The following is a 14,370-nucleotide window of genomic DNA, read 5'->3' on the forward strand; positions in this document are numbered from 1 at the left end:
GCTACTGCGAAAGGAATTCTTCGGTCAAAATCAGATCGACGTGCGCCGGTGGTGGCAAATCGGGATGAATGGGACCGAAGAACGGTCGGTGATCGACCGGGAATGCCAACGGTTGGCCCGCGGCTTCGGTTGAAGCGATGGAGTTCAATGTGGAAGGCAACAGCTCAGGCTCTGCGACCGATTCACCGGCGGGTAAACGCCTGCCGATAGGACGGGCATGCAGCTTGCCGGAATTGACGCTGTGATCCGTTGGATCGGGACCGTCGGTGGGATCATCTTTCAGCAGGATTTCGCCTTCATTCAGGCGGACGGAACGCAAATCGAGTTCCAGTTCCGGAGAACAAAGCGATTCGGGAGCGGGATCCAAATCGACGTCGATCAAGTTTCCAGTTTGAGCGTTGATCGGACGCGTTGAGAAGATGAAGGCGTGCACGCTGCCGGCTTCTTCATCCACATTGGCGATCAAGGCCGCTTGGTTGTTCCACGCGGATCCGGGGCGGATGTCGTCCTTTTGGATTTGGACTTTTTGCGGGTCGTAGTCGAAACGAATCTCCGCCGATCGCAATTCGCCGGCGTCAGAAACTTCCACCGAGGCCGTGGATTCTTGCGGAGGCAACGTGGGCGTTGCACTGACAGACACACTGGCGGTCAGTTGCCGAGCTTCCAATTTCTCGGCGGATATTTTGCGAAACACGTTTGCCTTCCTGGCACCCATCGACGTCTCCGAATCGAGCACATGATCCACCGCGAAAGCGACGAACATCCTTCGCTGTCAGTTCATGGAAGTAGCCCAGTCTGAACATTTGTGTCAACGTCACTCGGCGTCTTGGTCGGAAGATTCCAACTGCGCGACGCGGCGTTTCCAATGGCTGATGGGGGGCGGGTTCGAAGCCGCCTGCAAAGGTCTCGACTAGAACAATTGATTCGCGAACAAATGATCGATCGCGGCGTGTTCTTCGTCGTCGTTTGTGCTGTGCGTCGATGAGGGGGCGACCGCGGCCGCATTGGTTTGGACATCGATCAGGATGGGTTCGCCCGCTTCTTCGCGAGTGGACGAGGCGTCTTCATTTGCCAGCAACCCAACCAGAGGTTCGCCGCTGGCGGTGCTTTCGCTCTGGGACGACTGGGTGGTGCCGCTGCTGGCCGTGCTGGTGGAAGCGGCCGCTGCGGTGGAGCTTTGCGAAGTGTCCGCTTCCGCTTCGGCAACGGTATTGATCATGGTGATTGCGGCGGACCAATTGTCGGAACCGGGAGGCTGGACCGTGTTGGTGTGCAGTCGATTGAAGATGTATTGAGGCAGCAAACCAAGTTCGCGGAAGTCTTGGTCTTCCAATGCCGTGCCTTCGACCAGAGTCACGTCCAACTCGTTGTCCCCACTGTCCAAGTAGGCCACGGGCTGAGTTTGAAGTATTTCGTATTCGCCCGGTGCGAGATCGACGAATTCGTAACTGCCGTCTGCGTCGGTGGTTGTCTGGCGTTCGGTTCCCGTGGCGGAGTGGATCAAGGTGATCGTGACGCCTGGGATGGCTTCACCGGGATCCAAAACGTTGTCGGCGTCGGCGTCGGCGTATACAAATCCACGGATCACGTCGTCGCCAGTGGCGGAGGCAACGATGGTCAGCAAACCGTCCGTTGAGTCGTCACCGGAAACAGGAGCCGGATCGACCGCGATTTGACCCTCGTTCAAACGGACTTGCGTCAAGTCGAACACGAACGTGCTGTTGACGACCGCGTCACCGTCCACTGAAAACGGAAGTTCCACGAGGCTGCCGGATAGGTCAGCCAATTCACTGGAGGAGGAAACGAAGATGACCACCGTTCCAGCGGCATCGTCCACATTGGCGGTGATTTGCGTGTCAGAAGCGGAGCCCCAAACGCTTCCCAGTTCGATGTCATCGTCATCCAAGTCCAACATGGTGGTGTCGTAGGACAATCGGATCTCGGCACCGCGAATGCCGGCGGATGTATCGATGTTGACGGGAACGGAGACGACTTCGGCGGGAGCAGCCGTCAAATCATCCGGGATTTGAACCGCGGCCAGCAATCGACGGCCTTCCAGCGATTGAATGGCCAAGCGTCGTTTTCGAAGAGGTTTCATCAAAGGTTGCCAGAGTCTTGTTTGTATGTTCACAGCGAAAGGCGAGCGTGGAGCCACATTACGATACGGCCGGTTCATGGAGCCACGTGATCGGGTGCTGAGTGACTGGTTGCCATGCGATTGCCCACTGAGGCCACCAACGGTGTGGCAACCAAGCAGCGAGGAAAATGACCGCGAATCGATTGACCTATGCTACGGGGAGTGATCTTCCAGGTGGAAAAAGTCACCCTTCAACGATACCTCTGACGCACTGAGCCACAAAAAATTTCCAAAAAAATCTAGAAAGCCCCGTGACGAAATGGCGTGAATGTCGTCATAGATGCACCTCGGGCTCGTTTTGAGCATTCCGTTTGTCGCCAGGGACCGTGTGACAATTGACATTTCAGCAGGGACGGCAGTCTGCTTTTCAATCGACTCTGGTCGCTTAAGGTCCTTGATCTATGAAACCCGCTGTTCAGCGTTTGCTTTCTCGTCTTGCCTCAAAAAAGAATCGTCGGTCTCGCGAAACACGCCGTTTTTCCACAGGAAAAGACAGGCGACTGAAATTGGAATCGTTGGAATCGAGACGAGTTCTCGCCGCGACGATTGCCTCGTTTGATCCCACGCCATCGGGGTTCACTGCTGAACTCAGCGAAGAGGTCAACACACAACTGATCAGCCTTTACGACACCGAAGCGGGCGTTGCCGGCGCCGCCGATGTGACGTTGGAGGGAGCCACCACAGGCAGCGTACGTGGTTCACTCGTTGTAAACGGTACAACCGTCACATTCATTTCTTCGGATGGACCGCTGGCGGCGGACACCTACACAGCCACGCTGAGAAGTGCCAGCGACGCGTTCACCGACTTGGCCGATGGCGAGTTGCTCGACGGAGACAACAACGGCACCGCCGGCGGAGATTTTGTGACCAACTTCACGGTGTCCGAAACCGCCTCGTTGGTGGTGGGATTGCCGGACATCGTTCGCGGACCCACTCAATCAATTCAATTGCCCGCCGTGGGCAGCGGCAACGAACTGCCGGCTGGTTTGCCCATTCAACTGAGCAACGCGGACGGGGTCACCTCGGTCACGCTGACTTTGCAGTACGACCCGGCGCTGCTGAACATCAGCGCCGTGCAATTGGGTGAGGACGCTCCGACCGGAAGCCAAGTCGAAGCGAACTTGGAAACGCCTGGTGTCGCGACGATCACGTTCTTCAGCTTGGATCCGATGGCATCCGGTCAGGCCAACATCATTGACCTGATTGCCGACGTGCCGGAGGACGCACCCTATGGCGCGTCGCAGACTTTGCGAATCAGCTCGCTGGATGTGAATGCGGGAGCGATGGACGCGGCGGCGGATGATGCCTTGCAGGTGGTGGCGTTCCCCGGGGACGTGAACGCGAACCGTCGCTATGACGCCGAAGATGCCCGCTTGGTGGCTCGCGTGGGCGTCGAACTTGACGGAGGCTTTGTGGTCACTGACCCGACCGGCTCCGGTGAAACCTTTGTTCCGTTTGCCATGATTGATCCTGTCTTGTTGGGGGATGTCACGGGACAAGACGGTTTGAGCCCGCTGGATGCGAGTGACTTGCTCCGACGAGTTGTTGGACTCTCGACGCCAAACATTCCTGATTTGCCCGATGCCCAAGCACCGACCAGCATTTCTTTGTCGAGCAGCACGGTCGCCGAAGGCCAAGCGGTTGGCACCGCGGTTGGCACTTTGACCAGCATGGACCCGGATTCGGGCGACACGCACACTTACGCGTTGGTCGCGGGAACGGGAGACACGGACAACGGTTCGTTCACGATCTCTGGCAACACGTTGTTGACCGCTGCGGTGTTCGATGCATCGGTGCAGGACAGCTACACCATTCGGTTGCAGACCACGGACTCGACGGGACGCACCTATCAACGCGTGTTCACGATTTCGGTGACGGAACAAAACGTTGCTCCGACCGGTGTGAGCATCAGTGATTCCACCATCGCAGAAAACGAAGCCACTGGTACCGCGGTCGGTACACTGAGCACGACCGATAGCAATGCGGGTGACACGTTCACCTACAGCATCGTTTCGATTGACGGCAGCACCAGCGACACGACGTTTGCGATTTCTGGCGATGAATTGGTTGCCAGCACGTCGTTGGATTTCGAAACGAAGAACAGCTACACGGTGGTGGTTCGCACCACGGATCAAGGTGGATTGAGCTTCGATCAATCTCTGACGATCACCGTCGCGGATGCCAACGATGACCCGACCGCGATTTCCTTGAGCAACAATACACTCGCGGATGATTCGGTTTCCGGCACGGTCGTTGGCACGCTGTCGTCGACCGACGCGGACGCTTCGGACAGTTTCACCTACACCTTGGTGACCGGGACTGGCGATGACGACAATGCATCGTTCCAAATCGTTGGTGACGAACTGCAAACCGCGACGACCATCGATTTCGGTTCACAAAGCAGCTACAGCGTTCGTGTGCGAACCACCGATGCCTCGGGCGGAACATTCGAAGAAGTCTTCACGATTACCGAAGACAGCCAAGGCCCGACCGCCGTGGCTCTGGACAACTCGACCGTGGCGGAGAACGGATCGGCCGGTGACGTGGTTGGCACGTTCACCACGGCAGACCCAACGTCCGGAGACACCTTCACCTACACCTTGGTGACGGGGGACGGGGACGACGACAACGCGTTGTTCCAAATTTCCGGCGATGAGTTGCAGGCCGCCGGTGCGTTGGACGCGGAAGCCGAAGGCACGTTGAGCGTTCGCGTTCGCAGCACGGACTCGGGTGGCCTGTTCGTGGAACAAGTCTTCACGATCACGGTTAGCAGTGTGAATGAGGCGGCTACGTCGATCAGTCTGTCGGGAACGACGGTCGCCAATGGCGAAGCGAGCGGCACCGCCGTTGGTAGTTTCACCAACAACGATCCGGACACGAACGACACGTTCACTTACACGTTGGTTTCGGGCCAAGGGGACACGGACAACGCGTCCTTCACCATCTCGGGTGATCAGTTGTTGACCGCGTTCGTCGCGAATCAACAGACCCAGACCGCGTACAGCGTTCGTGTTCAGGTCGAAGACGCGGGTGGACTGACCACGGAAGAAGTCTTCACGATCACCGTGACCGAAAGCAACGTCGCTCCGACCGCAATTGCTCTGGATAGCACGACGATCGCGGAAGACGCCGACGTAGGGGCAACCGTGGGAACGTTGAGCACCACCGATGCCAATTCAACGGACACCTTCACCTACACTTTGGTCAGCGGCCAAGGCGACACGGACAACGCATCGTTTGCCATTGATGGTGGCAATTTGGTGACCGCGACGACGTTGGATTTTGAAACACAAGCGTCCTATTCCGTCCGAGTTCAAAGCACCGATCCGTTTGGATTGTCGGTGGTGGAAACTTTCACGATCACTGTGACCGATGTGAATGACGCTCCGACCGCGATCGCTTTGGACACCAGCAGCATCGCGGAAGATGCGGCCAGCGGATCGACGGTGGGCTCGTTGAGCACAACCGATGCGGACTCGGGTGACACATTCACCTACGCGTTGGTCAGCGGCGAGGGCGACACGGACAATGCTTCGTTCACGATCAGTGGTTCGGACGTTGTCACCGCGACGGATTTGGATTTCGAAACTCAATCGTCCTACTCGATTCGCGTTCAAACGACCGACTCGGCAGGCGACACGTTCGAGCAGACTCTCACGATCAGCGTGACGGACGTGAACGATGCCCCAACGGCGATTGCTTTGGATAACACCGCGATTGCCGATGATTCACCCAGTGGCACAACGGTCGGTGCACTGAGCACAACCGATGCGGATGCGGGCGACACGTTCACCTACGCTTTGGTCAGTGGTGACGGCGACGCGGACAATGCTTCGTTCACGATCAATGGCGGCAATTTGGAAACGTCGGCCGTGTTGGATTTTGACACGCAAACTTCGTACAGCGTTCGCGTGCAGAGCACCGATGCGGGTGGAGCGACGGTCGAACAAGTCTTCACGATCACCGAAGCCAACGGCAACAATGCTCCGACCGCGATCGCTCTGGACAATAGCAGCATCGCGGAAGATGCGGCCAGCGGATCAACGGTGGGTTCGTTGAGCACGACCGATGCGGACTCGGGTGACACATTCACCTACGCGTTGGTCAGCGGTGACGGCGACACGGACAACGCTTCGTTCACGATCAATGGTTCGGACGTCGTGACCGCGACGGATTTGGATTTCGAAACTCAATCGTCCTACTCGATTCGCGTTCAAACGACCGACTCGGCAGGCGACACGTTCGAGCAGACTTTCACGATCACCGTGACGGACGTGAATGATGCTCCAACGGCGATTGCTTTGGACAACACCGCGATTGCGGATGATTCACCCAGTGGCACAACGGTCGGTGCACTGAGCACGACTGACGCGGATGCGGGCGACATGTTCACCTACGCTTTGGTTAGTGGTGACGGCGACGCGGACAACGCTTCGTTCACGATCAACGGCGGCAATTTGGAAACGTCGGCCGTGTTGGATTTCGACACGCAAGCGTCTTACAGCGTCCGCGTGCAAAGCACCGACGCGGGTGGAGCCACGGTTGAACAAGTCTTCACGATCACCGAAGCCAACGGCAACAATGCTCCGACCGCGATCGCTCTGGACAACAGCAGCATCGCGGAAGATGCGGCCAGCGGATCGACGGTGGGCTCGTTGACCACGACCGACGCGGACTCGGGTGACACGTTCACCTACGCCTTGGTTAGCGGTAACGGTGACACGGACAACGCTTCGTTCACGATCAGCGGTTCGGACGTCGTGACCGCGACGGATCTGGATTTCGAAACTCAATCGTCCTACTCGATTCGCGTTCAGACGACCGACTCGGCGGGCGACACGTTTGAGCAGACTTTCACGATCACCGTGACGGACGTGAACGATGCTCCAACGGCGATCTCTCTTGATAGCAGCACCGTCGTGGACGATTCGCCGAGCGGAACTGTGGTGGGATCATTTGTCACATCGGATGCCGATGCCGGAGACAGCTTCACCTACGCGTTGGTCAGCGGCGATGGTGATATTGGCAACGGTTCGTTCATGATCGATGGCAGTAACCTTGTCACGACCATCACTCTGGACATCGATACGCAAGCTTCCTATTCCGTGCGAGTTCAAAGCACGGATTCCGCCGGTGCAACGGTGGAAGAAGTCTTGACGATCACGGTGGTTCTGCCAAACAACGCACCGACAGCCGTTTCGCTCGACAATCTGACGTTGGCGGAAAGTGCAGCCATCGGAACCGTCGTGGGAGCATTGAGCACGACGGATGCGGATCCGTCGGACACGTTCACGTACACGCTCGTCAGCGGCCAAGGTGACACAAGCAATGCGATGTTCGCCATTGATGGATCCAACTTGACCACCGCGTCGGAGTTCGACTTCGAAACTCAGGCGAATCATTCGGTTCGTGTTCGCAGCACCGATGCGGCGGGTGATTCCGTGGAGGCTGTGTTCATCATCACGGTCACTGATGTGAACGAAGCTCCGACCGCGTTGGTGTTGAACTTCCCGGCCATCGCCAGTGGGCAACCGAGTGGCACCGTGGTCGGAAATGTGGGAGCCGTTGACCAAGATGCGAACGAAACATTCACCTATTCGCTGGTCTCCGGCGAAGGCGACTTTGACAACGACGCGTTCACCTTGGTCGATGGTCAACTGCGAACCGCGGAAGCCGTCGATGATGCGATCCAAGCGTTGTATTCCATCCGTGTTCGCGTGGAAGATTCCGGTGGACTGTTCTTCGAAGACACGGCAAACCTGATCATCACGGAAGAAAACGTTGCACCGACCGGAATCACGCTGGACACCAGCAGTGTTGCGGACGGGGCAGCGAGCGGTACCACCGTGGGAACTTTTGCAGCACTCGATGCCAACGACTTTGATGAGCACTCGTTTGTTTTGGTCGCCGGTGACGGGGACGATGACAACGCGTCGTTCGTGATCGAAGACGGTGTGCTGAAGACGAACTTCGAAGCCGACCAAGCCACGAAGGCTTCGTACAGCATTCGAGTTCTGGCGCAGGACCGTTACGGATTGGTGTTCGAACAGGTGATGACAATCACTGTCGAGTCAGCTGTCTGATTCGGTCGCTGGCCGGTCATCGGTGAGCATCACGCCACCAAAATTCGCTCGGCTTGGTCGCATGAATCTTCTTGCGACCAAGCTTCAGGGACGAATCAAAACGTAACTCCAGTTCCACCGGACAAGGTGCCGAAATGTAGGTCCGGTTCCACCGGACGAGCCGCCGCCAGAGCACGCTGCGTTCTTGCGGTCCGTGTTTCAGAAGCGGAACGTGGCACCAAAGTTCAAACCGTGAGCGATGAAACTGCTGGTTGTCAGTTCATAGGCCGGTTGATTCGTTCCGGTGGGGGCTTCCGGTGGGAATTGCGACACGTTCCGGTCGATGGCCTCGTCCACTCGGACGGCATCGGACCAGACCATCATGCTGTAGCCCAGTGTGAGTCGCAGGTCGCGGTGGACTTGTGCGGTGAAGTTCAATCCGATCTCGGGCAGCACCATGAATTCGGATTCGTCATAGGTTCCGATGTTGGTGGATTGCGCCAACAAGCCACCCGCGAAGGTTGACGAGCCACCGCCGGGAACGGTGTTGGTGGTTTGGCCGGCGATCGTGGTTTCCGCTCGGTTCACCCCAAAGGCGATTTTGGCGTGAGCGTCCCAACTGGTGATCGAGGTCCGACGTTGCAGTTGCAATCCAATTTGCGCACCGTGGAATTGGTTTTCGGCATCGAATTGGTCGAACAATTCGACCGTTGTGCCGGAAGGAATCGATCCGCGGGCGGCAGTGTAGACCGACGACTGATCGATCCGAAGCATCTCATCGAGGTTGCCGTATCGATAACCCACCAACAAGTTGACTCGTTGGCCACGCATCGCTGAAAGAACATGTCGACGATTGAACTCGAAGGACGAAAGCTCGTTTTCTGATCGAACCTGAACCGAACCGGTCAGGAAGTCAGGGTGTGCGACCAGCATGGAGGACTCCGACCCGGCCGTGGTGTCAAATACCGGTCGAGCCAGAAGACTCGCGTTGCTTTGGAAGACCTCGTCGTCGTTGAAGATTCCCATGCCGCTGAGTTCGAATCCATTGCCGCGAGAATCATCGTCCCAACCCACGGTGACACGCAAACCCGAACGCATGGAGTCCAGCACCGAATTGTTTCCATACAACGTTCGAGTGTTGGGTTGATTCAAGACGCCTGTGTCGTCGGGGTCGGTACCAGCGGAGCTTGTCGTGACCAGCGGGGGCAGATCCATTCCGTCAAGCGACCACAACAGATACTCGGCACGCACCCAAAAGCAGCGTGCCGTTCGAGTCGAAACGCATTGATTGCACGTGCCGCATCCGTCGCAGGCACTCGTTGAATGGTCGTACTTCTCAAAGACCGTCGAATGGTCGTAGTGACCACCGTCCTCGTAAATAATTTCGCCTTCGATCGGTTCGTATCCCACCTGGGCGATGTCGGAATCGTCTTCGGACGCACCGACCGCTTTCCCGTTGATCGTTTGCGGGAACCAATTCATTTTTTCGGTCGGCTGCGACGCCTTGGCTCGCGCGGAGGCCCCACCATGATCTTGAGCGAATGTGTTTTGTAGCAACATGCCGCTGAGCACGACCACGCACACCATCATCCAAATCAGGAGGTGGTTTCGCGAAGCAATCGGGGGATCGATTCGAGCTGTATTCATGGATGAGTGGAAAGCAGAGGATCGTCCGGTATTTCAGCTGACGGAAACACATTGCGCGGGCCGCGACGCATCGTCGTCGAGGTGCGCAATCATGCTTTAGTACAAAGCGACAAAGCATCCCAACAAGAGAGGCTGGTGGGATTTCGAGCAGAATCGACGAAGAGATCTTGACGCAGCGAAGTCCGGTCCGGGCTGTGACGCCGGAGGCTTCGTGGTTTGCCAGAGTCGCATGGCATAAAAAAAGACCTCGCAAAGCAAAAGCTTCACGAGGTCGTTCCTTTGAGCGGAGGACACGGGACTCGAACCCGCAACCCATTGCTGGGCAACTGATTTCGAATCAGCCTGCTAGCCATTCGCTTATCCTCCCGGGCAGGACGGACATTCTGACAAAAGCGTCCGTCCCGTCAAGGCTCATCCGATCAAGTCATTGGCAGTTGCCACGGTTACGTCGAAAGGCAGTGACGAAGACCTTTGAAAATGATGACGTAGATCCGACATCAAAGCAGAATTCTGGGACAACTGATCCTCCAATTCCGCGGCTCTTGGGTGGTCCGACGCGACTTGGAGCTGGTCAGATTCCCACTGCAGTGAAATTTCGGATCCAGGTTCCAATCCCAACTCGCGAAGGAATTGACCGAGCGATTCTCGAATGCTGTCCAGGCTGACCGATGAGTTTGATTCCGCATCGGTTTGGCCCGCGAAAATTTCTGCGAAGCTGCCATCGGAGTCTTTTGATTCTCGCAGATTTTCAACGGCCTCGCTGGCGGATTGAAACGTGTGAGAGGCAATTTGCCCGACCGCGTGAGCGGCACGGATCGCCAATCCTGTGTAGGCGGGCAGCGACATCTGCGGAAGGAACAAAAGAGACGACTTCATCCGAGAAAGTTCCGTTGGTCAGAGAGACTGGAACGGCAAGAAAACTGATCTGGCAAAACGCGAACGAGCGCGTTTGAGCACGCGATCAGTGTTTGTGTTGGGTCTCGAAGCCGTATTCCTTCAACCAAGCTTCCCACTTGTGGGCTTCTTCGTGAGTCTTCAATTGCAGAGTCTTCCATTCTGGACAGCGATATTTCAGGTCGTCGTGACCGTTGTGCGCGTGACGTTGCACTTCGCACTTCAGCGTTTTCAACGTTTTTTCGATGGTGTCCGCTGCTTTCTTTTCGTGGATGTGCTTCGCCTTCCACTCTTTGCAGCGATAGTTGACGGTTTCAGCAGCGGAAACTTCGGCTGCCGAAGGGGTGGCCAACGAACAAACGGCGACCATCGCGGTCAGCATCATCAAACGGAACATGAGGTGGGATTCCTGGGGAGAACATTTTGTGGATCGAACACAATGTGTTGATTACCCATTATCCCACAAACGGGTCAAGCCATTTCGCTCAAACGTCTTGCAATCCCGTAATCCAGTAAACTCCGGCCATTTGCCCCGAATCGTCGGTGGCTTCGCCTACAATCTGGGGTTCGCAAGAGCACGAGAAATCGTGTTTGCCCAGTGGGTGGACCCAAATTGTCAGATGAACTTCGTTGATTGGAGAAGGCGTTTTCGTTGGCTAGATCATCAAACAATCGTTGGAAGGTGATTGCTGCGGTCGTTCTCGCTTTTGGGGTCGCCGCCATTTGGTCAACGCGAGAGGACGCCGATCAAGCGAAGCTTGCGAAAGACTTGGCGAGGAAAGTTGAATCGCCAACGTCCACCGTCGTGGAATCCAATGCCGAGCCTGATGTTGTTCGGTTGTCGTCGAAGCTGATCGCCCAAAAAGATGTCCTGCCAGGTGCTTGGGTGCTGCAGCGAGACGATCAGCCCAGGCCGCGAATGATTTTGCCATTTGAGTCGCTGGAAGACGGGCCTCTTTCCGAGAAAATGGCAGAGCAAGGATCCGAACGTTGGAGCAACGAAGCGGGATACCTCGGCGCAGACGCCTGCGCCGCGTGTCATTTGGAGCGACATCAGGGATTCGTGATGACGGCTCATCATCAAACCAGCAGTCTCGGCTCGGCGAAACAGATTCATGGTGCTTTGACGTCACCAGCCAATGAATTGCCGACGAGCGATCCCGAGCTGTCTCTGACGATGTACGAGAAAGCGGACTCCGCGATCCAGCGTGTGTCATTCCATGGTTGGAACGTCGATATACCAATGGACGTGGTCACTGGATCAGGCAAAGTGGCGCAAACGTTTCTCTATTGGGATAACGACCGATTGTTCCAGGCATTCGCGTCGTACTTCAGTGGTCCCGACAAGTGGTTGACCAGCCCCGGGTTTGATGAACTAGACGTCAATCTGGGCAGGGTCATCCGAACGGAATGTTTGGTGTGTCATGTCACCTACATCGAGCAAACCGAACCGCCGAATCATTATCGACGGTCGTCCGCGATTTGGGGCATTTCATGCGAGCGTTGCCATGGACCAGGGCGGAAGCATGTCGAATATCACCAGGCCAATCCGGAATCAAAACAGGCGAGACACATCGTCCATCCGAGTGATTTGCCTCGAGAGCGACAATTGGATGTTTGCGGGCAATGTCATTCCGGTGCCTTTGACTTGAAGAAACCTGCATTCAGCTTTCGTCCGGGTGAGGATTTGAATCAGTTCCATCGATTGTTAAAACCCGAATTCGATGACAGCGGGATTCATACGAGCAACCAACTGGCTCGTTTGCGATTGAGCGAGTGTTTCCAGCAATCTCAGATGACTTGCACGGATTGCCACGATCCCCACGTCGCGCAGCGTGGCGACGAAGTCTTCTTTCGAGAGGCATGCTTGAAATGCCACGAAGTCGAGCATTGTGGATTGCAGCCAGAGTTGTCAGCCGATGTTGCTGGCAAGTGCGTCGAGTGTCACATGCCAAGCACAGCGATTGATGATTTGGCAGGGATGAAGTTGCAGGGGCTGACGCTTTCGATGGCGGACCATTTCATCCGAGTGGATCGAGACCATGCCGATGAAGTCATCGATCGATCGAACGACTCCACCGAATGATGCATCAAACAAGCTGTGCACCCGTGTTCGAGTTGGCGGCGTCCGACGATAATGAAGCTTGGATTGATGGAAAGCTTGAAGCGAGGTCGTGATCGACCACCAGCACACCACGTACAGAAGGTCGTTGCCGGGATGCACCAGTTCTATCCAAAACGAATTGCGGAGCCAGTTTGAATCAGAACACACCTAGCGAGCGTTTGATGTTGAAGTGGACCTGTGGTTTTCGCGGCTCGCATCCCTCAACCGAAACGCGATCCCAATTGGCCGCGACGAAAAGATGGTGCGTGCCGTTGGCGATCGTGATGGCCGTTGTGGGATGCAGCCAGACAGAACATGCCGAAACGGCGAAGCGAGCCCCGCGTCCGCGTGGCGAGTTGAAAGTCGCAATGCGAAAGCAGAATTGGCAGGAAGCGTGGTCTTATTCGGACGCGGTGTTAGCAAAACACGCTGACGATGCGGACGCCATTGCTGACGTGGCCCAGGTCGCTCAAAACCTGGGGAAGACGGACGAGTTGGCTGACTTGCTGGTCCAAGCGTGTGAGGTCGAAGCGTTCGAAAACGACGATCGGGTTCGCCAGGCAATGATCGCTTTGGTGGGGATCGGCCGGCTTTATGATGCGATCGAATTGCTGGAGCAAGCGGTCCAGGCTGAACCCTCTCGTCATTCAACCAGACGTTTGCTGTACGACCTGTATCTGAACGCTGGGAATGAATCGGCGGCAACGCCGCACGGCAGACAGCTCGTCTTGGACCGGCAGTTCGATGCCAAATTGTTGGTGTCCGTTGGCATGGGGACAATCGAGTCCGATGATCCCGGGGCCACGCTAGAAATGGTGCAGCGGAACCCCAATGACAAACGGCCGTTGCTGCGTCAGGCCAAACAGCAATTCGATGACGAGCACTTCGCGCTGGCGATTACAACTCTGGAAGAAATCACCGCGCAGCGGAAAGGCTTTTTGCCCGCTCAAACGCTGTTGGGACTCGTTTTGGCGATGGACGGCCAAACGGAAGCATTTGAGCGATGGGAAGAGGCATTCGATTCGGAAGATCGAACGACTCAGGCCGAGTACTGGCTCGCGAAAGCGGAGATCGCGTCGGCTAGAGGTGACGAGCGTGAAGCACGACGTGCTTATTGGCATTCAACTCACCTTGATCCAGATCGGATTGCCGCATGGTCGGGCATTTTGCGACTGGCGAAAGACATGGACACGGATCGGCCAGAGTTGTCCGAGGTGATTCAGCAACGCATCGACCGACTTCAGCAATCTCGGTCGTCGATGAGTCGCTTCGTTCGCACCGGAGCCATTTCACGACGTTTGGCCATCGAGATCGCCAACTCGCTCGCTGATCTTGGAAGGCTTTGGGAGGCGGAGGCATGGGCGTCCATGGCCACGACTCTGCCAGAGGACGATTCCGTCGATGTCGAAACGGTTCGCAAACGGATCGTTGATCGATTGAGGGACCGTCCGCCATGGCAACAAGTCGAGGGGCATCCGGAACTCGATCCCAAGCTGCTTTCGAGCGAATAGGTCGGGAAGTTTGGC

Annotated in this window: 8 protein-coding genes and 1 tRNA gene; 3 read left to right on the forward strand and 6 right to left on the reverse strand. The window is 56.5% G+C overall.

The window, feature by feature from the left end; all coding sequences use genetic code 11:
• Position 1: 1 nt before the first annotated feature.
• Both LOC70_RS06050 and LOC70_RS06055 read right to left on the reverse strand, forming a co-directional pair.
• Entirely contained in the window at positions 2–694 is a 693-nt protein-coding gene (locus tag LOC70_RS06050) for a cohesin domain-containing protein (RefSeq protein ID WP_230252528.1), read from the reverse strand.
• Between the two features lie 216 nt (positions 695–910).
• Positions 911–2,098, reverse strand: coding sequence for a cohesin domain-containing protein (locus LOC70_RS06055; protein ID WP_230252530.1), 1,188 nt, complete (start codon positions 2,096–2,098; stop codon positions 911–913).
• A 440-nt stretch (positions 2,099–2,538) separates the two neighbouring features.
• On the opposite strand from LOC70_RS06055, the gene LOC70_RS06060 reads away from it, so the two are divergent.
• On the forward strand, positions 2,539–8,220 hold the full coding sequence (locus LOC70_RS06060) for a cadherin domain-containing protein (RefSeq protein WP_230252532.1): 5,682 nt from the start codon (positions 2,539–2,541) through the stop codon (positions 8,218–8,220).
• A 198-nt stretch (positions 8,221–8,418) separates the two neighbouring features.
• Here LOC70_RS06060 and LOC70_RS06065 read toward each other — a convergent pair whose 3' ends face one another.
• The 4 genes from LOC70_RS06065 to LOC70_RS06080 all read right to left on the reverse strand — a co-directional run bounded on the left by LOC70_RS06065 (position 8,419) and on the right by LOC70_RS06080 (position 11,137).
• Positions 8,419–9,846, reverse strand: coding sequence for a BBP7 family outer membrane beta-barrel protein (locus LOC70_RS06065; RefSeq protein WP_230252534.1), 1,428 nt, complete (start codon positions 9,844–9,846; stop codon positions 8,419–8,421).
• Between the two features lie 284 nt (positions 9,847–10,130).
• Positions 10,131–10,212, reverse strand: a tRNA-Ser gene (locus LOC70_RS06070).
• Positions 10,213–10,257: 45 nt separating this feature from the next.
• Positions 10,258–10,722: a hypothetical protein gene (locus tag LOC70_RS06075; RefSeq protein ID WP_230252536.1), complete on the reverse strand. Its 465-nt coding sequence runs from the start codon at positions 10,720–10,722 to the stop codon at positions 10,258–10,260.
• Between the two features lie 85 nt (positions 10,723–10,807).
• Positions 10,808–11,137, reverse strand: a complete 330-nt coding sequence (locus LOC70_RS06080) for a hypothetical protein (RefSeq protein ID WP_230252538.1) — start codon at positions 11,135–11,137, stop codon at positions 10,808–10,810.
• Between the two features lie 255 nt (positions 11,138–11,392).
• Here LOC70_RS06080 and LOC70_RS06085 point away from each other — a divergent pair, with 255 nt between their 5' ends.
• Positions 11,393–12,826 carry a multiheme c-type cytochrome gene (locus tag LOC70_RS06085; RefSeq protein ID WP_230252539.1) on the forward strand — a complete coding sequence of 478 codons (1,434 nt, stop codon included), beginning with the start codon at positions 11,393–11,395 and terminating at the stop codon, positions 12,824–12,826.
• A gap of 284 nt (positions 12,827–13,110) precedes the next feature.
• Positions 13,111–14,355 carry a tetratricopeptide repeat protein gene (locus tag LOC70_RS06090; protein ID WP_230252540.1) on the forward strand — a complete coding sequence of 415 codons (1,245 nt, stop codon included), beginning with the start codon at positions 13,111–13,113 and terminating at the stop codon, positions 14,353–14,355.
• Positions 14,356–14,370: the final 15 nt, after the last annotated feature.

The sequence above is a fragment of the Rhodopirellula halodulae genome, assembly GCF_020966775.1.
In the GTDB taxonomy this organism is placed as follows: Bacteria; Planctomycetota; Planctomycetia; order Pirellulales; family Pirellulaceae; genus Rhodopirellula; species Rhodopirellula halodulae.

Excerpts from the sequence above, each read along its gene's own strand:
- LOC70_RS06055 (WP_230252530.1), bottom strand. The coding sequence starts at position 2,098 with ATGAAACCTCTTCGAAAACGACGCTTGGCCATTCAATCGCTGGAAGGC.
- LOC70_RS06060 (WP_230252532.1), top strand. The coding sequence starts at position 2,539 with ATGAAACCCGCTGTTCAGCGTTTGCTTTCTCGTCTTGCCTCAAAAAAG.
- LOC70_RS06065 (WP_230252534.1), bottom strand. The coding sequence starts at position 9,846 with ATGAATACAGCTCGAATCGATCCCCCGATTGCTTCGCGAAACCACCTC.
- LOC70_RS06075 (WP_230252536.1), bottom strand. The coding sequence starts at position 10,722 with ATGAAGTCGTCTCTTTTGTTCCTTCCGCAGATGTCGCTGCCCGCCTAC.
- LOC70_RS06080 (WP_230252538.1), bottom strand. The coding sequence starts at position 11,137 with ATGTTCCGTTTGATGATGCTGACCGCGATGGTCGCCGTTTGTTCGTTG.